This window comes from Tenacibaculum sp. L6, assembly GCF_028823685.1.
In the GTDB taxonomy this organism is placed as follows: domain Bacteria; phylum Bacteroidota; class Bacteroidia; order Flavobacteriales; family Flavobacteriaceae; genus Polaribacter.
Genome location: NZ_JAPEHZ010000205.1, coordinates 1 through 327 on the forward strand (window position 1 = coordinate 1; position 327 = coordinate 327).

The following is a 327-nucleotide window of genomic DNA, read 5'->3' on the forward strand; positions in this document are numbered from 1 at the left end:
ATCCATATTATCTTTGGGCACTAGCCGATAAATATTCAGAGTTTGGGCTTGGTTCTGACCGTGCTGAAAATCTTGTAGCACTTAAACTTTTAACAGATCAAAATATTCCACTTTCATTTCATTCAGACTTTTCAATGGCTCCAGTGGAACCATTAACCCTTGTTTGGACCGCGGTGAACCGACAAACCTCTCAGGGAAGTAAATTCTCACAAGATCAAAGAATTACTGTTTTTGATGCTATGAAGGCTATTACTATTGATGCTGCACGAACCTTAAACTTAGAAAATGAAATTGGTTCTTTAAAAGTGAATAAGATTGCCAATTTTA

1 protein-coding gene is annotated in these 327 nt (G+C 36.4%); it reads left to right on the forward strand.

Annotated features, from left to right (window positions below):
* Positions 1–327, forward strand: a 327-nt coding sequence (locus OU788_RS12735) for an amidohydrolase family protein (protein ID WP_274635498.1), incomplete at both ends; no start/stop codon positions are given.